At 57.5% G+C, this 18,675-nt stretch carries 21 protein-coding genes; 11 read left to right on the top strand and 10 right to left on the bottom strand.

All coding sequences use genetic code 11. The annotated features are described in order from the left end of the window. Positions 1 to 23: 23 nt before the first annotated feature. The 4 genes from RCI_RS09135 to RCI_RS09120 all read right to left on the bottom strand — a co-directional run bounded on the left by RCI_RS09135 (position 24) and on the right by RCI_RS09120 (position 2,833). Positions 24 to 974 carry an ATP-grasp domain-containing protein gene (locus RCI_RS09135; RefSeq protein ID WP_012036144.1) on the bottom strand — a complete coding sequence of 317 codons (951 nt, stop codon included), beginning with the start codon at positions 972 to 974 and terminating at the stop codon, positions 24 to 26. Next, on the bottom strand, positions 965 to 1,624 hold the full coding sequence (locus tag RCI_RS09130) for a RimK-like ATPgrasp N-terminal domain-containing protein (protein WP_048198365.1): 660 nt from the start codon (positions 1,622 to 1,624) through the stop codon (positions 965 to 967). The genes RCI_RS09135 and RCI_RS09130 overlap by 10 nt, the downstream gene beginning before the upstream one ends. A gap of 291 nt (positions 1,625 to 1,915) precedes the next feature. Next, on the bottom strand, positions 1,916 to 2,185 hold the full coding sequence (locus tag RCI_RS09125; protein ID WP_012036142.1) for a UPF0147 family protein: 270 nt from the start codon (positions 2,183 to 2,185) through the stop codon (positions 1,916 to 1,918). Positions 2,186 to 2,335: 150 nt separating this feature from the next. Then, positions 2,336 to 2,833, bottom strand: a complete 498-nt coding sequence (locus RCI_RS09120) for a hypothetical protein (RefSeq protein ID WP_012036141.1) — start codon at positions 2,831 to 2,833, stop codon at positions 2,336 to 2,338. A 122-nt stretch (positions 2,834 to 2,955) separates the two neighbouring features. Between RCI_RS09120 and RCI_RS09115 the strand changes: the two genes are divergently transcribed. Continuing rightward, positions 2,956 to 3,396, top strand: coding sequence for an Sjogren's syndrome/scleroderma autoantigen 1 family protein (locus RCI_RS09115; protein WP_048198361.1), 441 nt, complete (start codon positions 2,956 to 2,958; stop codon positions 3,394 to 3,396). A gap of 8 nt (positions 3,397 to 3,404) precedes the next feature. Here RCI_RS09115 and RCI_RS09110 read toward each other — a convergent pair whose 3' ends face one another. Continuing rightward, positions 3,405 to 4,607: a glycosyltransferase gene (locus RCI_RS09110; RefSeq protein ID WP_231844816.1), complete on the bottom strand. Its 1,203-nt coding sequence runs from the start codon at positions 4,605 to 4,607 to the stop codon at positions 3,405 to 3,407. 289 nt (positions 4,608 to 4,896) lie between these two features. Between RCI_RS09110 and RCI_RS09105 the strand changes: the two genes are divergently transcribed. Then, positions 4,897 to 5,325, top strand: coding sequence for a helix-turn-helix domain-containing protein (locus RCI_RS09105; protein ID WP_012036138.1), 429 nt, complete (start codon positions 4,897 to 4,899; stop codon positions 5,323 to 5,325). A 244-nt stretch (positions 5,326 to 5,569) separates the two neighbouring features. Here the strand turns inward: RCI_RS09105 and RCI_RS09100 are convergent, their stop codons facing one another. Beyond that, a complete protein-coding gene (locus RCI_RS09100; protein ID WP_048198359.1) occupies positions 5,570 to 5,755 on the bottom strand; it encodes a hypothetical protein in 186 nt (61 codons plus the stop codon). 117 nt (positions 5,756 to 5,872) lie between these two features. On the opposite strand from RCI_RS09100, the gene RCI_RS09095 reads away from it, so the two are divergent. From RCI_RS09095 to RCI_RS09085, 3 genes are all read left to right on the top strand, one after another. Then, entirely contained in the window at positions 5,873 to 6,292 is a 420-nt protein-coding gene (locus tag RCI_RS09095; RefSeq protein ID WP_158308900.1) for a DUF3887 domain-containing protein, read from the top strand. Between the two features lie 17 nt (positions 6,293 to 6,309). Continuing rightward, entirely contained in the window at positions 6,310 to 7,089 is a 780-nt protein-coding gene (locus RCI_RS09090) for a YhfC family glutamic-type intramembrane protease (protein ID WP_012036136.1), read from the top strand. A gap of 275 nt (positions 7,090 to 7,364) precedes the next feature. Further along, positions 7,365 to 8,588, top strand: coding sequence for a P-loop NTPase fold protein (locus tag RCI_RS09085; RefSeq protein WP_048198355.1), 1,224 nt, complete (start codon positions 7,365 to 7,367; stop codon positions 8,586 to 8,588). A gap of 21 nt (positions 8,589 to 8,609) precedes the next feature. Here RCI_RS09085 and RCI_RS15835 read toward each other — a convergent pair whose 3' ends face one another. After that, the gene (locus RCI_RS15835; protein WP_012036134.1) at positions 8,610 to 9,245 is read right to left on the bottom strand and encodes a TetR/AcrR family transcriptional regulator; all 636 of its coding nucleotides are present in this window, start codon (positions 9,243 to 9,245) and stop codon (positions 8,610 to 8,612) included. A 126-nt stretch (positions 9,246 to 9,371) separates the two neighbouring features. Here RCI_RS15835 and RCI_RS09075 point away from each other — a divergent pair, with 126 nt between their 5' ends. From RCI_RS09075 to RCI_RS09050, 6 genes are all read left to right on the top strand, one after another. Continuing rightward, positions 9,372 to 10,226, top strand: coding sequence for an ABC transporter ATP-binding protein (locus tag RCI_RS09075; protein WP_048198352.1), 855 nt, complete (start codon positions 9,372 to 9,374; stop codon positions 10,224 to 10,226). Next, positions 10,223 to 10,930 (top strand): fluoroquinolone export ABC transporter permease subunit, encoded by a 708-nt coding sequence (locus tag RCI_RS09070; protein ID WP_012036132.1) that lies wholly within the window; start codon positions 10,223 to 10,225, stop codon positions 10,928 to 10,930. The genes RCI_RS09075 and RCI_RS09070 overlap by 4 nt, the downstream gene beginning before the upstream one ends. A gap of 1 nt (position 10,931) precedes the next feature. Beyond that, a complete protein-coding gene (locus RCI_RS09065; RefSeq protein ID WP_012036131.1) occupies positions 10,932 to 11,669 on the top strand; it encodes an ABC transporter in 738 nt (245 codons plus the stop codon). Between the two features lie 138 nt (positions 11,670 to 11,807). After that, on the top strand, positions 11,808 to 13,028 hold the full coding sequence (locus tag RCI_RS09060) for a winged helix-turn-helix domain-containing protein (protein WP_012036130.1): 1,221 nt from the start codon (positions 11,808 to 11,810) through the stop codon (positions 13,026 to 13,028). 144 nt (positions 13,029 to 13,172) lie between these two features. After that, a complete protein-coding gene (locus RCI_RS09055; RefSeq protein WP_012036129.1) occupies positions 13,173 to 14,843 on the top strand; it encodes a DNA topoisomerase VI subunit B in 1,671 nt (556 codons plus the stop codon). Between the two features lie 2 nt (positions 14,844 to 14,845). Further along, positions 14,846 to 16,132 carry a DNA topoisomerase IV subunit A gene (locus RCI_RS09050; RefSeq protein ID WP_231844815.1) on the top strand — a complete coding sequence of 429 codons (1,287 nt, stop codon included), beginning with the start codon at positions 14,846 to 14,848 and terminating at the stop codon, positions 16,130 to 16,132. A 43-nt stretch (positions 16,133 to 16,175) separates the two neighbouring features. On the opposite strand, the gene trxA (RCI_RS09045) is transcribed toward RCI_RS09050, so the two are convergent. From trxA (RCI_RS09045) to RCI_RS15830, 3 genes are all read right to left on the bottom strand, one after another. Beyond that, positions 16,176 to 16,517: a thioredoxin gene (gene trxA / locus RCI_RS09045; protein ID WP_012036127.1), complete on the bottom strand. Its 342-nt coding sequence runs from the start codon at positions 16,515 to 16,517 to the stop codon at positions 16,176 to 16,178. Between the two features lie 75 nt (positions 16,518 to 16,592). Then, a complete protein-coding gene (gene trxA, locus RCI_RS09040) occupies positions 16,593 to 16,928 on the bottom strand; it encodes a thioredoxin (protein ID WP_012036126.1) in 336 nt (111 codons plus the stop codon). A gap of 120 nt (positions 16,929 to 17,048) precedes the next feature. Then, on the bottom strand, positions 17,049 to 18,584 hold the full coding sequence (locus RCI_RS15830) for a sensor histidine kinase (RefSeq protein ID WP_158308899.1): 1,536 nt from the start codon (positions 18,582 to 18,584) through the stop codon (positions 17,049 to 17,051). Positions 18,585 to 18,675: the final 91 nt, after the last annotated feature.

Below are 18,675 nucleotides of genomic sequence, written 5' to 3'. Positions count from 1 at the left end.
TGGCTGCCTTCACCTTTTATAGCTCAGCATCCGGCAGCCCGGCCCCGGCCGGCCCCGGAGGCGGCGGCCTCCGGCCCTATCCGGTAGGTGCCCGGCTTGACCGGCCTGCCGGATACGAGACGCTCGATGATCTTCTCGTAGATGTCCCGGTCCTTGGCGTCTTCCAGCCCGCCGTAAAAGCTGGGGTTGTCGTTGATCTCGATGCAGTAGTATTCGCCGTCGACCTCTTTGATGTCCAGGCCATAGAGACCGTCTCCGACGCACTTCGAGACCCTGACGGCCAGCTCTTCCAGCTTCCGGGGAATGTTCTTCCTGAAAATGGGCACGGTGTCGCCCCAGACGTGCCTGCCGTTGACGATGGACTTGACCTTCCACCCGCCCCTGGGCATCATATACTTGCAGAGATACAGCACTTTATTGTCGAGCATGCCGACCCGCCAGTCGAAGGAGGTGGGCATGAACTCCTGCAAGACGATAGGAGTGGCGTTCTTGAGGTACCGGGCCGTGACCTCCCTGAACTCAGTTTCGTCGTGGGCCTTCTCCACGTGGGAGGAGAACTTGGTGTACGGGGCCTTTACCACGATCGGGTATCCGAGGTAGCCGGATATGCTGCGCAGCCGCTCCGGGTGATAGTCGCCCTCGAACAGCAGCGACTTCGGCGAGGGGATGCCGTTCTGCTTGAACAGCCCGTCCAGCACGACTTTGCTCGAGCAGATCCTGATCGAGTGGGGGTCATCGATGACGACCTTGCCCATGGAGTCGGCCATCCGGGACACGACGTACGCCGTATTCATCGGGTCGGTGTTCGCCCGGATGAAGATCGAGTCGAAGTCCTGCAGCCGGTTGAGGTCCTTCTTGAAGATGAACTCGAAACCGTGCCCCATGGCCTCGGCCGCGCTTTTGAACCGCTCCAGTGCAAGGGTCTCGTCTTTGGTGTGGAAGTTATACTTCTCTACGAAGCACCCTATACGCATGATGAGCTCCGGAGGCAGCGCACCTGATCATGGACATAGCCCCAGTCGACCTCGCTCCTGAGCGCCGGCTCGAAGTGGGACAGGCGAGCCTCTCCGCCGTCGACCACCTGGAGGATGAGCTTGCCGATCGGAATCCTGAACTCCTCGTAGAACTTCCGGGCGATCGACTTAGCCTCGGGTACGTCAGTCTCCCCGAACACCTGTACAGCCTCGATGACGTCGCCCACAAGAGGCTGGACCGACACCGGGTAGCGGTTGTTCATGCTGAGGCTTTTGAGCGTGCGGAGCATCTTGGACTCCGACTTGACCTGGGTGACGGAGTTGCACGTGTACGGGTTTACGGCAAAGCACAGCGCCGGCAGGCACATGTTCCGCTCGTACCTTGAGACGAGGGTGTACGGGAGGCAGGGAATGCCCGCCCGGGCCGCCCGGATCATGAGCAGCGGGTTGCGGTGCGAGTCGAGGATGTCGGAGCACCTCGGGGTTACCGGGCTGCCGCACATCTCGGCGTGCATGGATACGTAATACCCCATTTTCTGGTACCGGTAGTCGTGTGATACGTTCAAAACGTCGCCCTTCACGGACGACTGGAGAAAAGCAAACGGACTATAATCCGCTTCGTCGTCTTCTTCGCTCACAATGATGGTCACTAAGGACACTTCCGTGTTAGCTGTAATTAGTCGTATGTTTGTATATAGCTTTGATGGTCCCTAAACCAAAAAAGCTGCCGTCTGAACGGTTATCAGGGCATATGGCCGTAAAAAGAGCGGTTGATCCGGCAATAAGCGCCGGAAACGCGAGCTTCCCCGGCCACCGGTGGAAGAATGGCAACAAAAAGACGGGCCTCGCCCCATAAGGCGGGCGCAGGCGGGTGGATTCCAGTAGAAATAAAGGGGTTAACGGCTGGAATTTCAGCCGTTGTCTCTGGACGGCTAAAGGCTTCAGCCGTCGACGGAGATCGTCTCCAGCTGGCTGGCGATGTTCCAGATCAGCGTCCTCGTGTGCAGCGGGATGTTGGGGTCGTTGGAAATCTCGTCGAGGATGGATATGCTCGACGCTGCCCTAACCGCCGGCGTCTCGCTGTTGTTGAGCAATATGTTTTTCACGGAATCCGCGTTTCTCCTGATGTTGCGGGGTACTGTGTCGTCGTCCTTGATACGGGACAGCACTTCCACACACTGCTTGATTACGGCGTCAGCGTTTGATGACATGTGGCACCACCTTGGTTGCTTGATCGATCGAAAATCAGATCAGTACGGCGCCTGTGAGGGGCTGCCGGTACTCATCGTTTTATGGAAAAAAATTTTCGGTCTTCTCTATATGAATAATCGCAGGGCATACATATAAACCTTACCGGAACCTTACCGGGCCAGGCTGTTAAGCGAGCGCAAGACGTATGAGCGTAGCTTGAGGTAGAATGCCACGCTTCTGGACAGGAAGATGGCGCAGACCGCAGCCAGGAAGTAGAAGATATAGAGGTTCTCCCGGCCCGGACCCGCCCAGGGCACGCTCAGCCCCAGCATGCCGAAAGCCGCAATGTAGGCCACGGTAGAGGCAATGGCAATGTAGAGCGTCGCTGCCCAGAGCGCAGCCCGGGCTTTCCCCCTGCCCGGAGCCCGGTGCTGGAAATCGCCCCTGAAAAAGCTGAACACCGCCCAGAAGCACGCGTACGAGACAAGGAAAGCAGCCAGGACGACGGCGAACGAGTACGGCGGTACCCCGAAGATCTTCTCGAAGTAGATCGCCCCGCCCAGAGTCACCAGAGTCAGGACACCCGTCACCACTACCAGCGCCCTCTCCATCCGCAAAATCTTCCTCGCCTGCGCCTCTAACGACCGGTTCAACACGTCGCTCATCATCTACTAGGCGGCATTTCAAGGCTATATACTTTAGCAGAGCAGGATAGGACAGGGCAGAGCCGGAGTGGGGGCAGAAGAAAACATTTATGATAACGCCCCTAAAACTGATAGGACGTGATACGATGGAAGACCAGGACCTGAAAAAGGTGACCCAGATGCTGGAGCGCGGCGGCACGATGCTGGCCAAGCACTGCCAGTGCGGCGCCCCCATGTTCAAGTACCACGGCAAGGTAGTCTGCCCGGTATGCGACTCCGGGGAGAAGAAGGAAGAGGAGTCCAGGCTCGCAGTGCCCGTGGAGACCAGGCCTGCTGTATCACCTCAGGCCTTAGAGCCCGTAAAGAAGGGCAGAGTGGCGGAGATACCGCAGCAGCGGCAGGTCAGCGTCGTCATGGGGGACACAAGTTTAGATGAGGCAGCGATCGAGACTGTTGTGATCGCCAAGATCAACGAGATAGCGGGCCGGATGGCTACCGAGATTTACCCCGAGCGCATCAAGATGTACATGGAGATCCTGGAGACCTCGCTGAAAGTGCTGAGAGAGCTCCGGAGCGTGTCCCGGTAAGTATTAAATCAGGAACTTCTGCGGCTGCGAATAGCCTGCAGAAGGCTCTTCTTTTTCGCCTTTATCTCCAGCGCCTGCTCATAGACCTTTAATAACTTGTCCGCCGACTTCTCCAGCGAGTGCTCTGACGCCGTCCTCAGCGCCCCGGCCTTCAGCTTCGCCCGCAGTTCGCCATCGGTCAAAATTCTGGTCAGGTGCTCTGCCAGCGCCTTGCTGTCGTCCGGCTTGAACAGGTAGCCGTTTTCCCCGCTGACCACCGCGTCGGGGATGGCAGCGGAGTCGGCGCCCACCACGGGCAGCCCGGTCGCCATGGCCTCCAGCACGATGAGGGACTGCGTCTCCACGGGGGAGTTGATGGCTAAAACGTCCGCGGCGGCGAACATCTTCGGGAAGTCCTCGTCGCTGACATAGCCGGTAAACACGACGCTCTGCTCGATCCCGAGGGCTTTCACTCTGCACTCTAAGAATTTCATCGCCGGGCCTCTGCCAACTATCATGAGCTTCGCGTCCGGCACTTTCTCTAAAACCAGAGGCATAGCGTCGATAACTCCCTCGATCCGCTTCTCGTAGCTGAGCCGGCCGCCGTGCATGATTACGGGCCCGGTCAGGCCGAACCGCTTCCGAACTTCCTCCCTGCCTTCGGGGCCATATCTCGAGAGGTTCAGGCCGTTGGACACGGTGACGATCGGCTTGTTCTTCACGTGAAGGTACTTCGCCGCCGACGGGGCGGGGACTATGATGATGTCGCACCGCTTGTAGAAGAAATCCTGGTACTCTCTGGCGATTCTCTTCAATAAACGCTGGCTCATTTTCGAGTGCTTCGCCACGTACATCACGTACTCGTCGACCGGGGTGTGAAAAGTGCCCACGAGGGGCACGCCGAGCCGCTTCGCCGCCATCCATGCGCTGTAGCCCATCATGAACTGGGTGTGGGCGTGCACGATGTCGGGCTTGAACTTGATGGCGCTCGCTGCGGGGCCGATCACGTTGGGCGAGGGCTCGAACTCGGGGTAGGGGGGCAGCGTGAAAGCGATGTACCGCCGGACTTCGGCGCCGTCCATCTTCGAGACCCCGGGCTTCTTGCCGGAGGTATAAACTGTAATTTCGTGGCCCCGGGCAGTTAGCTGAGAGTTGAAGTTGCGGATGGCGTTGACCACCCCGTTGACCTGAGGGTAGAAGGTGTCGGTGAATACGGCGATCTTCATTTTCATCTGAAGATAAAGAATGTTCATACGGTATAAGGTCTTTGCTTTCAGCAAATGTGATAGCGTAGCTAGCCTAATAAATCAAAATTGGCCCGGCTTAACAAACCGGGTAAGCAGAGGCAGTCCAAAGAAATGCGTACCCAGGCCGTATTTATAGTTCAATTTCGAGAACGATAGTAGCAAGCAAAGATCTAGTTTTGTGATTAAATAACCTATACGGATCATATGTTAAATTGATTTAACATATTGTAAATACAATTTTATACCATGAAGCTAAAACAGGCTTTGAAGAACTATGTCTCTCCAATCGTTTCTCGGGCGCTCATCCGAGATCACCATCGTCGACTTCCTGGCTGAAAACAACGATTTCGCTTATACCATCTCAGAGATCAGCGAGTTCACCGGGCTTTCCAGGCCTACTGTGCACAGTAAGCTGCCGATGTTAATTCATAACCGTCTCATAGAAATCGACAGCCAGGCAGGCCACGTGAAAACGTACAGGCTGGCCAGGAACGAATTTGTCGGGACTCTGATCACTGCCGTTTATCAGCACAGTTTCCTGATGGCCGACGCTGAAGCGGACAGCGTAGCACTCGATAAGATCGGCGCTGAGATCGACCGGAAGCCGGAGTATAGTGAGAACCGCTACTACACACCAGCGGAGCGTGGAAATAATAATAGAAATATGAAGCTTTCGTCGAGGCACCCTACGCAAATAAAATAATTATTTGGTTCTTCTTTAATTGTCAGGCGAAGATCGACGCGCCGATAATTGGCCATTGATCCTGCATAGGTCGAAAATACCGCCAAGCCCACCAAGGAGCCAAGCTCGCCAAGAGATAAATTTTTCATGGAACGCTAAGATTTATTTTAGCGATATCTTCCGATCCTAATCACAAAGTCCTTGGCGAGCTTGGCTCCTTGGCGAGCTTGGCGGCCTGCAAACACCAGATTAGAACAATAGCCGGTCACTTTTTACTCTCCGCCAGCAGCTTCTTCAGCTCGGCGATGTTCGTCAATATCTGCCCCTCGATCTCTTCTATCCTATGGATGATGACCTCGGGCTTCTCGTACTCCACTTCCTCGTACTCCATCTCCTTGTACCGGGATATCGAACGATCGTAGCCGTTCTCCCTGATCTCGCCGACAGGCACATAGAAGCACTTGCCGTCGATGAAGTTACGCTTGTCGCCAGGAGAAGCTCCGCCCTAAACTAGTGTGTCTGCCAGCACTCAATATTCTTAAATATCGGCCGATATTAAAATATGCTTATGTCAAACCGTTTTGTTCTCGTGGGCATGACAATACTTACCGTCGCCCTCTGCGTTCTGCTCTCCGGCTGCATCTTCAACCAGGCTCCGCCGCAGGAGGCTTTCGACGCTGCGGACCCCACCGCCGAGGCGGTGTTCCAGTCGTTCAACACCGGGGACTACGGCCAGTTCTCGGCGTACCTGACCGACCCGATGAAGAAAGGCGTAAACGAGAGCAGCTTCATGGACATCAGGAACCAGATCCACGACAAGTATGGCAACTACACCTCGAAGCCTGCTCCGCAGGGCAGCGTGATCAACGGGTACAATAACTTCTTCTACGATGCGCAGTTTGAGAAGGGCACCTTGAAGATCCGGCTGGTCATGAACCCTGATAACCAGTCCCTCGTCGACGGACTGTGGTTCCCCAACGGCATTTAGCGGAGAGGTGTCATCCGATGATCTCGTGGCTTAACCTGCTGCCCGGGCTGGGCATGATCGCTGTCGGCGCAGGCGCCATGGCGTACTGGTACTACAAGAAGCGGATCAGCCCCGTATACTTCCTCCTGGGAGGTATCCTGTGGGCGGCCGCCATAGCGATCAAATTGATAATGGACCTGACCATCAGCCCTGCGCTGGCCCAGCAGGCGATGATCATCTTCACCCCGCTCGCGGCCGCGGTCCTCCTTGGAATCTATTACGGCCTGAGGACGGGCATCCTCGAAAGCGGCATCTCGTACCTCGCCGTCCGGTTCACTAAACTCTCAAAGTCCGGTTTCGATGAGGCAGTAGCCCTAGGCATCGGGTTCGGGGGGACTGAGGCTGCACTGCTGGGCTTGCTGTCGCTCGTCAATACGGCTGCCCTGTTGATGGTGCCGGAACTGTTCGCGACACTGCCGGCATCAGCACAGGAACAGTTCGCGCTGTTCATGATACCGGTGCCGATCATCGAGAGGCTGTTCACGCTGTTCTGCCACGTCTTCGCCACGGTGCTGCTGGTCTATGCGGCCAGATTCCACGCCATCGTATGGCTGGCCTTATCGATACTATATAAGACGGTGCTGGATGGGATGCTGCCGATATCAAATTATCTCCTGGCAGGCATGGGCACGTACGCCAGGTACGGAATCATCGAAGTATTCGTGATCGCCATGGGCATCACAGGCCTGGCGGGGCTGGCCTGGATCAGGAAAAAGTGGCTGTTGAGAGCGCCGGACGGTAACAGGACGAACGAGTGATGTGCAGGTCAGGCTCGAATAGTTCCGTCACGGACTATAGTAAAGTATATGCTTGCATATCCAAAATGACAATCATGACAAAAATGACAAGAAATGACAATCATGACAAAAATGACACAGTGGTAGTATAAGATGCCTGGAAAGACTTGTGCAATATGTGGCAGGCAAGTGTACCCCGGGACAGGGATGTACTATAATGGCAGGCTTATCCACAAACGGTGCGAGGGAAAAGCGGAAGCATTGTGGTTCAGTGTCGGCAGGAGAAAGTGACAATCATGACAAAAATGACAAAAGCTAAAACCATGCGCTTCGTTAATCCTTTCAATGCCCAGGGGCCGACCAACCCGAAGTACTATGCTAACCGGGAAAAGCTCCTGCTGACCTTCCATCGCAGCGTAATGGCGGTATCACGGTCGGGAGGCGTCACTCGCCCGGTTAACATCGCTGTCATGGGGGGCTGGGGAGTAGGTAAGACGTCTACGCTCCTGAAGTTCAAGGATATGATTAAAAACGAGAGTGAAGGTGCCAGGATCTTTTCTGCATGCGTACCATTAAGCCCTAACTGCTGCTCTGATGCAGATACGTTCTTCGTATACCTCATGGAGAGCATATTTCGAGAGTACGAGAGCACTGTGGAGCTACCGCAGCGAGTCGTAGACTTTATCAGAGAGGAGCTGAACGTCTTCGAGAACTGGAAAATCTCAAAGGTATCTATGACCCCGGAGATCGAGCGCAGAGAACACTCTCCGCCCAGAGGTATAAATTTCAAGGAGACCATGATCAAGTTCTGGGAAAAGCTTCATGCCGGCGGGATCCAGCTTGCCGTCGTTATGCTGGACGACATTCACTATGCCCTCGCCTCCCGGGAAAACGCCGAGCTGCTGTACGACCTGCGGACGGTAATGCAGGGGTTGTCGGCATCTGGCGCCCAGTTCATGTTCATCATCACCGGGCCGGCCAACCTTTACCCGGAGATGAGGGATAAAGCCGAGCCGTTTACCAGACTATTCGAGCGGTTTGATCTGGAACCATTTGACATAGAAGGGACCCGCCAGCTAATCGAAAAGCCCCTCGAAGCCGAAGGCATTGATCTCACGATCGATGATCCCGTCGTCGAGAAAATTCACCAGATCACCGATGGCCACCCATATTTCTTGACTGTGACCATGCGGGACGTGCTCGACGAGATGAACGAAGGCCGCCTGACGATCATGGAATTCAAGGGAATCTGCCCGGCACTCATCGAGCACTTCGCAAGGCTTAAGTTCCACGATGATCTGGACAGAGCCTCGGATGCAGAACAAGAGTTGCTATTCCGGATGGCCCTGGCTCAGCAGAGCGAAATCACCCCGTCCGAGCTGAAAGGCAGCAGTGTGACCAAGCTATTGGACCGGCTTGTTAAAAAGGAGCTGGTCGTCAAGGTGGCCAGGGGCAGGTATCGTCTCTACAATCCGCTTTTCCGTGAATACCTGAAGAACGTCAGGCCGCTGGCAGAGTAAAAAGATCTGCACGTCCGAGGGTCATTTCTCCATACTTTTATAGCCCCACATCATCAGCGATATTTTCACCAATAGCTCCACTATCTCCTCATCGGAGTCGAAGGGCGTGGGGTAGACCGCGTGATGCAGCATGATGCTCTTGACTATGTCGGACCATTTGGCCATGAATAGTCGGGGCTCGCCCTTGTCGGAGAGGTCGATTCCCCGGAAGTTGCCCAGGAACAGGACGAGGCCGTCCAGGTTTTCCAGGCCGGCCTCCTCGAACCCCTCGAAAATCTTCCGGTCCTGGAGAGTGGCCACCATGAGAGCGGCGATGAAGCGTTTGTTATTTCGGTAGTACTCGACGGTCCTGCTGAAGAACACGCGCAGAAAGCCGGGGAAGTCGTCGAAGTCGACGCTGCCGGGCTTGCCCGCCCCGGTCATCTCGGTGATGAGGCCCATGCCGATCTCCCTGATAATTTCAGGCTTGCCCCCGGGGAAGTATTTGTAGATCAGCCCTACGCTGACCCCGGCTTCCCGGGCGATGTCCCGGATGGTGACATCCTGGTAGCCGACAGTTTCTATGAGCGTTTTACTGGCGCTGAGGATAGAGCGTATCTTCTCAGCCTTGTTACGCACAGTCTTTTTCTCCGGCATGCCATCCTCCGCCTCCGCCATCTTTTTATAGGACCTGGTGAACCTTGTTCAATAACTTTATTAATACCTTATTTACTTATCCTTTTTTGTAGTGAACGTCGTTCACTTTTTGTGAGCGCATTCACTTTACCATATGAGGCGAGTGCTATGATAGAAGTCAAAGACCTTACATTCACTTATCCGGGCGGCAAGAAAGAGGCCGTCAGGAACATCTCCTTCGAAGTGAAGCCCGGGGAAATCTTCGGGTTCCTGGGCCCCAGTGGCGCCGGGAAGAGCACTACGCAGAAGATCCTGACCGGCCAGCTCACGGGGTACAGGGGAAAGGTAGCGGTCATGGGCAGGGACGTCAGCTCCTGGAAGTCCTCGTTCTACGAGAAGGTCGGGGTCTCCTTCGAGATCCCCAACCACTATCTCAAGCTGACGGCCCTCGAAAATTTAAACTATTTCCGCTCGCTCTACAGCGGGGAGACCGAAGACCCCATGGAGCTGCTGAAGCTGGTGGGCCTGGAGACCGACGCCAACAACCGCGTGGCCCAGTTCTCCAAGGGAATGAAAGTGAGGCTGGGCTTCATTCGGGCGCTGCTGAACAAGCCGGACCTGCTGTTTTTGGACGAGCCGACCTCGGGCCTGGACCCTGTCAATAGCCGGATCATCAGGGACATCATCCTGCGGAAGAAGACGGAGGGCAAGACAATCTTCCTCACCACGCACAACATGGCCCTCGCGGACGAGCTGTGCGACCGGGTCGCCTTCATCGTGGACGGGGAGATCAAGCTCATCGACTCGCCCCGGCAGCTGAAGCTGCAGCACGGCAGGCGCGTCGTAAGGGTCGAGTACAGCGAGAACTCTCACGTAGAGACCCGGGAATTCAACCTTAAGGACCTGGGGGATAATGCCGAGTTCCTGGCACTTCTACGCTCGAATAGCGTCCAGACCATCCACACTGAAGAGGCGACGCTGGAGGACATCTTTATCAAGGCTACAGGAAGGAGTCTCGCATGATCAACAGGCTGGTCCCCACGCTGCTGGTAGACTTCAGGCAGCAGGTCCGGTACGGCTTTATCGTTGCCTCGCTGTTCACGATGATCGTCTTCATCGCCATGCTCAGCCAGTTCAGCCAGTACGGGTCCCCGGTTTTCGTCCCTCTGTTCGTCTTCGGCAACCTGATGATCGGCACCTTCTTCTTCATCGGGGGAATGGTGCTGTTCGAGAAGGGCGAGGGAGTCCTGCAGGCGCTGATCGTCAGCCCCCTCCGGGTGGAGGAATACCTGGGCTCCAAGGTACTTACGCTGACTGCGCTGGCCTTCATCGAGAACATGGCGATCGTCCTGGCCATCTTTGGCACGGGCTACAACGTGCTGCTGCTGGCCGCCGGCACTATACTGGCAGCGGTGATCTACGTCCTGCTGGGGTTCGTGATGGTGTCCCGGTTCAAGTCGATCAGCGAGTACCTCATGCCCGCTGCTTTCGTGATAGTCGCCCTGATGCTGCCGCTGGTCGACTACCTGCAGATCTTCGAGACGCCTTTAGTATACTTACACCCGATGCAGGCGCCGCTGCTGGTCATGAAGGCCGCATTTGTGCCGGTAGAGTCGTGGCAGCTCGCCTACGGCGTGCTGTATTCACTAATAGTGATTGCTGTAGCGTTCGTCCTCTCGAAGAGGGCGTTCGATCGACACATCATCAACAGGAAGGGAGGTAACTGAGATGGACTACCTGAAAATGCTCCGCTCTTTCGGCTCCGGCGACCTGCTGAACGTGATCCGGGATCCGCTGCTGAAGTGGATGATAGTGATACCCTTCGTGATCGCACTGGCATACCGGTACCTGATACCGGTAATCGCGGCCTGGGCTGCCCCGATGTTCGACCTGGTGCCGTTCTACCCCATGCTCATGGGCCTGCTGATAGTCATGATACCCATGTTCTTCGGGGTCTGCATCGGGTTTCTGCTGCTGGACGAGCGGGACGAGGGCATGCTGGCCGCGCTGAAGGTGACGCCGGTCTCCATGGCGCAGTACCTGGCGTACAGGATCTCGGCGCCGGTGATCGTGAGCTTCGTCACCACGCTGATCGCCTGCCCAATAGCCGGGCTGACCGGCGTCGACCTCACCACGCTGGTGGTGGTTGCGCTGGTCGCCTCTCTGGAGGCGCCCCTGTTTGCGCTGGTCTTCGGCGTATTTGCGGAGAACAAGGTACAGGGCTTCGCCATCCAGAAGATGCTGGGCACGGTCCTGTCGATTCCCCTGCTCGCCTACCTGATCGACCCGAAGTGGGAGTTCGTCTTCTACGTCATCCCGACCTTCTGGCCGGTCAGGGCGTTCTGGGAGGGCTCGACCGGAGGGGCGAACTTCTGGCCATACGTGCTGGGAGCGGCCGTCTTCCATGCGGTGCTGATCCTGGTATTGTTGAAGCTCTTCGATCGCAAGATGCATAAGATAAGTTAAAGGACTTTCAAATGCTGCCCTGCCAGCAGGCGGGGGAGCATCAATATTTTCAGCCAGCTTACATCACGCTTAATAGCCCGGCTGCCAGAGAAGCTCCCAGCTACTATTTGTACCATGGGCAGCCGGAGTGCGTAATGGATGGAGAGACTCGAGATCACCAGACAGCAGGCCCGTAGCTTTTTGCTCGCCCACCAGGGCCTGTGGCCGCCGGGAGAGCTGGAAGGCAAGGCAGGCGTATCGGCGTACATCAGGCGAGTCAACTGCATCCAGTTCGATCCTTTGAACGTCGCGGGCCCGAACCACGAGCTGGTGCTGCAGGCCCGGGTGAAGGATTTTCGCTCTTCCATGCTGCAGGAGCTGCTTTACCGGGACCGCACTTTGATCGACGGGTGGGATAAGAACATGTGTATCTATCCTGCGGAGGACTGGTCGTACTTCCGGCGTGCCCGGGAGAGGGCGAGGAAGAGACTGGGCGGCAAGTCCCACCCGATTACCCCTTACCTGGACCTGATCAGAAGAGAGATCGAGGAAAAAGGGCCGCTGACCTCTGCCGATCTGGCTTTCGACGACAGGATCGACTGGCCCTGGGGCCCGACAAGAGTATCGAGGGCCGCGCTGGAGAGCATGTACTTCTGGGGAGAGCTCATCGTCCACCATAAAGTCGGCACCCGCAGGGCCTACGACTTCGCACGCCGCCACCTTTCGGACGAGATCCTGAGCGCGCCCGACCGGAACCGGACGGAGAAGCAATATTACGACTGGTACGTTCACCGGCGGATAGGCAGCATCGGGCTGCTCTGGAACCGTGCGGGAGACGCGTGGCTGGGCATCCACGACATCAAGAGCAAGGACAGGAACGATGCGATCGGGCGGCTGCTCCGGCAGGAAAAGATCGTAGAGGTATGGGTGGAGGGTATCAGCCATCCTTTCTACCTCCGAAACGAGGACATGGCATGCATGGAGAGGGCGCTGAGGTCTCGCAGAAGCCCTCAGGCCCGGGCGTCGGTTCTTGCTCCGCTGGACAACCTGATCTGGGACCGCAAACTCGTGAAGGAGCTTTTCGGCTTCGAGTACCTGTGGGAAGTGTACAAGCCCGCCGCGGAGCGCCGCTACGGGTACTATGTGCTCCCGGTGCTGTACGGCGACCGTTTCGTCGCCCGGTTCGAGCCGGGCAGGGGCGAGGACGGAGCCCTGCTGATCAAGAACTGGTGGTGGGAGCCTGAGATCGAACAATCTGAGGAGCTGCGGTCCGGCCTGCTCGCCTGCTTCCGCCAGTTCTCCCGCTACCTGGGCGCGGGTCGGGTCGCTGCCGATAAGAAAGTTTCAAGAAGAGAGAAGCTGGACTGGCTGGCACAGTGAAACTGGCAGCCGTTTGCGCGGTAACAGGGCTCTCCGGCTGATGAAAGTATATAATCCAGCACCTTTTTCAAATGTAGCAATAATACTTTCAATTCGCTCTATCAGAGCGGTATTAACCTCTAAATACAGAAAATTCCCGTATATATGGCACCTAAAAACTGTAAGACGGCAAAGGAACTTGCAAAGGAAATGAAGGAGATCTCCTTCAGCGAGTTCATCGCCACTAACCCTCATTTAGTCGGCTTCGAGAGCTCGGTGAAGATGATCCCCATGTCCATCCACGAGATTCTCACCAACTCACTCGACGCCTGCGAATCGGCAGGCATCCTCCCCGAGGTCTGGATAGACCTGAAGAGCCTGGACGATAAGGGCCGGCTCAAGCGCTACAAATTGACGGTCCGGGACAACGGGCCCGGCATCCTCCCTAAGAATGTCCCTCTCGTGTTCGGCAAGCTGCTGTACGGCAGCAAGTTCGGCGTCCGCCGGCAGTCCAGAGGGCAACAGGGCATCGGCGTGTCCGCGGTCGTTCTCATATCGCAGATCAAGACGGGCGAGCACGCGATCGTGAAGACGTCGACGAACGGGAAGAAGTCCCACGTCTTCGAGCTTTCGGTGGACGTGGACCGGAACTCGGCGAAGGTGCACGACTCGCACGAGGAGAAGGCCGAAGGCTGGAAGGGCGTCGAAATCTCCGTGATCCTCGAGGCCCAGTTCTCCGCCCGCATCATGGAGTACATCGAGCTGACCGCGGCCATCAACCCGCATCTGAGCCTGCACTATGATGGCGTGAACGAGGCCGACCGGCTCGAAGTGCCCAGGCGCACCGAGGAGCTGCCGGCCATCCCGGTGGAGACGAAGCCCCACCCCTCGGGGGCTGACTACGACCTGCTGAAGCGGCTCGCCGCCAGGACAAGATATAGTACGCTCAACGATTTCCTGAAGGGCGAGTTCGACCGGGTCCGGTCCGACGTCTCGAAGCAGATCATCGCGGGCTGCAAGGACCGGCTAGACGTGAGGAAGAAGCCCGCAGACCTCTGCAAGGAGGAGCTGATGGCGCTCGCCGAAGCTATGAGCGGTGCTCAGACGCTCCCGCCTTCCACCGAGTGCCTGTCGCCAGTAGGCGAAGCCACCCTGGTGCAGGGCGTGGTGAGCAGGCTACAGCCCGCCTTTATCGAGGCGGTCACGAGAAAGCCCCGGGCGATGAGAGGCCAGCCATTCCTGGTGGAGGTGATCATCGCCTACGGCTGCGGCGCCGAGCTCGGCGGCACAGGGGAGTCCTCCATCGACCCGGTCACCGGCGTCTACATTCACCGGTTCGTCAACCGGGTGCCCCTCCTCTTCTCGGAGTCGGGCGACGTGACGCTGAAAGCGGCGAGGGACGCGGGGCTGGCCCGGTACGAGATCGCCCCGGAGACTCGCAGTCACTTATTCGTACACGTGGCGGGCGTGAACATCCCCTACACGAGCGAGAGCAAGGAGGCGATCAAGTTCGTGGACGAGTACTACGAGGAAATCCGCCTCGCGATCCAGGAGTGTGGTCGCAAGATCTCGAAGCATATCCGCCGGATCAAGAAGTCCGAGGAAGAGGCGGTCAAAGGCAAGCGGAAGGCGATCATTCACTCTCTGCTCCTGAGACAGCTCAACCGGTACGCGGGGGCGAAGGTCGCGGGCCCCGAGTATGCCGCTGCCTTCGGCTTCGACAACTGCGTCTCCGAGGTAGAGGAGGAGTACGGTCTGGACGTCTTCCGGGAGGAGAAGCCGGAGAGACGGGCCCCTGAAAGCAGGCGGGCAGTGGCAGCGGCGGGAGGTGACTGAGCGTGGCAGCGAGAAGGAAGAACGATAAGCTGTACGAGGCCATCGAGGACGCCGCCCTCGCGGACGAGTTCGAGGCTATTTTCGAGATTGCTCACGACGCAAAGCGCCAGGACTTCGTGAAGATGCTCGCCTCCCGGACCAGCGACGGCTCCACCATGGCCATGGCCCACGACATCCTGAAAGAGCGCCGCCTCACCAGGGATCAGGAGCGGTCTATCAAGGTGCTCTCGGCGTATTGCCTGGGCGCCGTGATCCGGGCCGAGAACGCCCTTCCGTACACGTTCAAGGCGCTGAAGGTCGATCGGGCCTCGGTCGAATACGACGACGTCGAGGGGTACAGCACATCCGGGGACACGCTCTCCATGACGACGGCCAACATCGACCAGGCTGCGTCGCTGGCGAAGCTGCAGTTCCTGATCAACCACGTCATCGAGACCATAGTGGCGAACTCGGTGTCGACGAAGAGGGACTGCTACTACATGCTCAAGAACCAGTTCCAGAAGTACCCGTGGATGGACCTGACCGGCCAGGGAGAAAGCGACCGGCTGATCGACACCCTGGAGCGCATCATCCGCCTCAACCGGGAAAACCTCAACGTAATCGCCGATCCCAAAGGGCTGATCTACGGCGACATCACCATCGTGGACGAGGAGGGCACCGAGTTCACCTGCGGGGAAAGGGAGCAGAGCATCACCGGGTTCGCCGGCCAGTGGGAGATCAAGAAGTACGGCGTCAAGGCTGTCATTCCGATAGAGAAGACCGGCGTGTTCATGGACCTGAAGAAGCTGAAGGTCGCGGACGAACTGAACATCGGGCTCGTCCACCTCGGAGGCCAGCCGGCAAGAGGATGCAGGGCGCTGATCAAGCTATTGTCAGAAAAGGGCATCCCCATAGGAGTCCTCACCGACTTTTCCCCGTGGTCGGGCATGATCGCCAAGTCCGTCATGAGCGGCAGCATCAACGCCGCGCACTTATCCGGCCTCCACGCCTCCAAGGCCGCCTTCCTCGGCATCGAGTCCGCCGACGTGGACACGTGGCTCAAAGACGTGTGGAAGAGCGTGCAGGAACCCCTGAGCAAGAACGATCTTTTGAGAGCGCAGAACAACCTGTCTCTCCCGTACATGCAGGACGACTACTGGAAAGGCGAGAACGAGTGGTTCGTCAGGCACGCCAGAAAGACCGAACTGGAAGCGTTAGGTACGGCCGCGGGGTCTCCGCTGAAGAAGAAGGAGTTCTACAAGAGCTACCTCCGGGCGAAGCTGCGGGAGAAGCTGAAAGTAAGAGTATAGGCGTACTGTGGTGATGCTTTCTAAAAAGGGGAAAAGTAAAAGCTTACTGGTTTTCCAGGAGCGGCTGCAGCCGCGACTCGATGTACTGCCGGGGCACGGCGCCGACGATGGTGTCGACTTGCTTGCCTTTGGCGAAGATGAGCAGGGTGGGGATGCTGAAGATTTTGAACTGCTGGACTACCCTGGTGCTCTCGTCGGTGTTGAGCTTGTAGAACTTGACTTTGCCCTCGTATTCCTGTGCCAGCGTCTCTATGGTGGGAGCGAGCATTCTGCATGGCCCACACCAGGGGGCCCAGCAGTCGATGACTGCTAGTGAGCTGGATTTGACCGCGTCGTCGAAAGTGGCGTCAGTGAGGTCCGTGACGAATTTTGATGTCTCTGCCATAAGTTTACCCCTAGGTTATAGGCGCTTAATGCTTAAATGGTTTCGGGCATGGCCGGGCTGTTGCTATAGCGTCGTTCACTTGAGGAGCGGCTCCAGCTTGCCCTCGATGTACTGCCTGGGTACCGCGCCGATGATGGTGTCGGCGAGCTTGCCGTCGGTGAAGATGAAGATCGTGGGTATGCTCCGGATGCGGAACTGGGACGCGACCTGCGGGTTTTCGTCGGTGTTGAGCTTGTAGAACTTGACCCGGCCGTCGTAGTCCCTGGCGAGACTCTCGATGGTGGGTGCCAGGATCCTGCACGGCCCGCACCATGGGGCCCAGCAGTCGACGACGACCACCCGGCTGCTCTTGATAGCGCTGTCAAAGCTGGCGTCACTGGTATCCATTACTAGCTGCGATGTCTCGGCCATGAAAATGACTCCTATATCATATGCAGGACGACGCTTTTATTTATAGGATTGGCGCGGTAAACGCGCTCGGCGGGAGGCAGAGGGACATACGCCCGGCCGGAACGGCTTCGGCCGTGGGTTTCACCCGGGCACGTCCGGTGCGGCCTCCGGCTCCGCGGCCGGTATCATGACCACGAACCTGGCGCCCCGGGTGTGATCGCCTGAGACTCTGTCTTCGACCCACACCTTGCCGCCGTAGCTCTCGACCAGGTATTTTACCAGGTACAGCCCCAGGCCTTTGCCGCCTGCCTTCGTCTCGCCCCTGCGGAGCCGGCCGAAGATTTTGTCCTTCATCTCGTCCGGTACCCCGGGGCCGTCGTCCTCGACGGTTATCCTGCAGTAAACCCTGCCGCCTTCTGCGCTTCGCCCGGCCCTGACTTTCACCACAGGCCTGCCCTTTTCAGCCGAGTGTTTGATCGCGTTGCCCACCAGGTTGGAGAAGACGTCGAACAGCAGCTCGTTTGCCATCACCTCGCAACCTGCAGGTCTATCATAGTCGACGAGGGCCTCGCCCCTCGTGCCCGCGTAGTGGGACTTCACCTCGTCCAGCACCTGCCCGACGTCGACTTTATGGCTGCGCATCTCCCCGGACTGCGCCATCTGGAGCTTCCGGACGTTCCGGATGATCCGGGTGCTGCCTTCCAGAGAGTCGATCGCCTTGTGCAGCAGCATCCGCTCCTGCCGGTCAAGCCGGGGGGAGTCCAGCAGCAGTTCCAGGAAGCCGATGCCTGCATGGTTCATGTTGTTGATGTCGTGGCTCATCAGATCAAGGTACAGCTCGGCCCGGGTCTTGGTCTCTTCCAGGGCGTCCTCCGCCCGCTTGCGCGCAGTGATGTCCCGGACGTGCTCGATGACTCCCGTCAGGTCGCCCCGGTCGTCCAGCAGGGGGAACGAGTATATTTCGAGCCAGCCCTTCTGCTCCCCGTGCTCGCCATGGAGGGGGACAATCTCGCTTTGCATAGTCTTGAGCTTCATCGCCCGAAGGCTGGGGCATACCTCGCAGGGCTTGTCCCTGCAATGGAAGGCGTGGTAGCACTTTTTACCCTGCAGAGGCATCATGTAGGGGTGCCAGTTCTCCATGATCCTGTTTACCCGGACGATGTTCAGGTCCTTGTCGAGGATGCCGATCCCGTCCTGGAAGCTGTTGAAGATGTGATTCAAAAATTTCTCGTTCTTTCGCAGGGTGTCCTCCACTTGCTTCCTCCCGGAGATGTCCCGGGAGAAGGAGATGATGTACTCCTGGGCTCCGTATTTCTGGTAGTGTGTGGTGACCTCCACTGGGATTCTGCGGCCCGATTTCGTGACGTGCTCGGATTCGAAAGTGAGAGCTTTACGCTCCTGGATGGATTGGATAAAAGCGGCGAAGCGGTCGCGGGAGTAGTTGGGGGCGATATCGGACACCGACATGGCCAGCAGCTCATCCCGGGTGTAGCCCAGCATGTCGCACGTCGCGTCGTTTACGTAGAGGATGCGGGCTTCCATGTCCGTCCAGATTGCCGACTCCGGGAAGTGGTCCATGGAGTACTGAGTCAGGCGAAGCCTCTCTTCCTGATCGACACGCTGATCTGGGACTGAGCCGGCAATTTTCCCGGGCTTTGGCCTTATCCCGGGTTTCACAGTATATGTAGGTCGGGACATATCACATCCGAATTTGCCATGGTATAATGATTATGTCTGACAGCCGTGCTTAAATAATGATGCTGCCTAA

Origin of the sequence: Methanocella arvoryzae MRE50 (assembly GCF_000063445.1) — an archaeon.
In the GTDB taxonomy this organism is placed as follows: Archaea; Halobacteriota; Methanocellia; order Methanocellales; family Methanocellaceae; genus Methanocella_A; species Methanocella_A arvoryzae.
This window is presented reverse-complemented; position numbering and strand designations above follow the sequence as displayed.

What these genes read in the sequence shown, in the direction of transcription:
- RCI_RS09135 (WP_012036144.1), bottom strand. Translation starts at nt 974, where the DNA reads ATGCGTATAGGGTGCTTCGTAGAGAAGTATAACTTCCACACCAAAGAC.
- RCI_RS09125 (WP_012036142.1), bottom strand. Translation starts at nt 2,185, where the DNA reads ATGTCATCAAACGCTGACGCCGTAATCAAGCAGTGTGTGGAAGTGCTG.
- RCI_RS09120 (WP_012036141.1), bottom strand. Translation starts at nt 2,833, where the DNA reads ATGATGAGCGACGTGTTGAACCGGTCGTTAGAGGCGCAGGCGAGGAAG.
- RCI_RS09115 (WP_048198361.1), top strand. Translation starts at nt 2,956, where the DNA reads ATGGAAGACCAGGACCTGAAAAAGGTGACCCAGATGCTGGAGCGCGGC.
- RCI_RS09110 (WP_231844816.1), bottom strand. Translation starts at nt 4,607, where the DNA reads ATGAAAATGAAGATCGCCGTATTCACCGACACCTTCTACCCTCAGGTC.
- RCI_RS09105 (WP_012036138.1), top strand. Translation starts at nt 4,897, where the DNA reads ATGTCTCTCCAATCGTTTCTCGGGCGCTCATCCGAGATCACCATCGTC.
- RCI_RS09095 (WP_158308900.1), top strand. Translation starts at nt 5,873, where the DNA reads ATGTCAAACCGTTTTGTTCTCGTGGGCATGACAATACTTACCGTCGCC.
- RCI_RS09090 (WP_012036136.1), top strand. Translation starts at nt 6,310, where the DNA reads ATGATCTCGTGGCTTAACCTGCTGCCCGGGCTGGGCATGATCGCTGTC.
- RCI_RS09085 (WP_048198355.1), top strand. Translation starts at nt 7,365, where the DNA reads ATGACAAAAATGACAAAAGCTAAAACCATGCGCTTCGTTAATCCTTTC.
- RCI_RS15835 (WP_012036134.1), bottom strand. Translation starts at nt 9,245, where the DNA reads ATGGCGGAGGCGGAGGATGGCATGCCGGAGAAAAAGACTGTGCGTAAC.
- RCI_RS09075 (WP_048198352.1), top strand. Translation starts at nt 9,372, where the DNA reads ATGATAGAAGTCAAAGACCTTACATTCACTTATCCGGGCGGCAAGAAA.
- RCI_RS09070 (WP_012036132.1), top strand. Translation starts at nt 10,223, where the DNA reads ATGATCAACAGGCTGGTCCCCACGCTGCTGGTAGACTTCAGGCAGCAG.
- RCI_RS09065 (WP_012036131.1), top strand. Translation starts at nt 10,932, where the DNA reads ATGGACTACCTGAAAATGCTCCGCTCTTTCGGCTCCGGCGACCTGCTG.
- RCI_RS09060 (WP_012036130.1), top strand. Translation starts at nt 11,808, where the DNA reads ATGGAGAGACTCGAGATCACCAGACAGCAGGCCCGTAGCTTTTTGCTC.
- RCI_RS09055 (WP_012036129.1), top strand. Translation starts at nt 13,173, where the DNA reads ATGGCACCTAAAAACTGTAAGACGGCAAAGGAACTTGCAAAGGAAATG.
- trxA (WP_012036127.1), bottom strand. Translation starts at nt 16,517, where the DNA reads ATGGCAGAGACATCAAAATTCGTCACGGACCTCACTGACGCCACTTTC.
- trxA (WP_012036126.1), bottom strand. Translation starts at nt 16,928, where the DNA reads ATGGCCGAGACATCGCAGCTAGTAATGGATACCAGTGACGCCAGCTTT.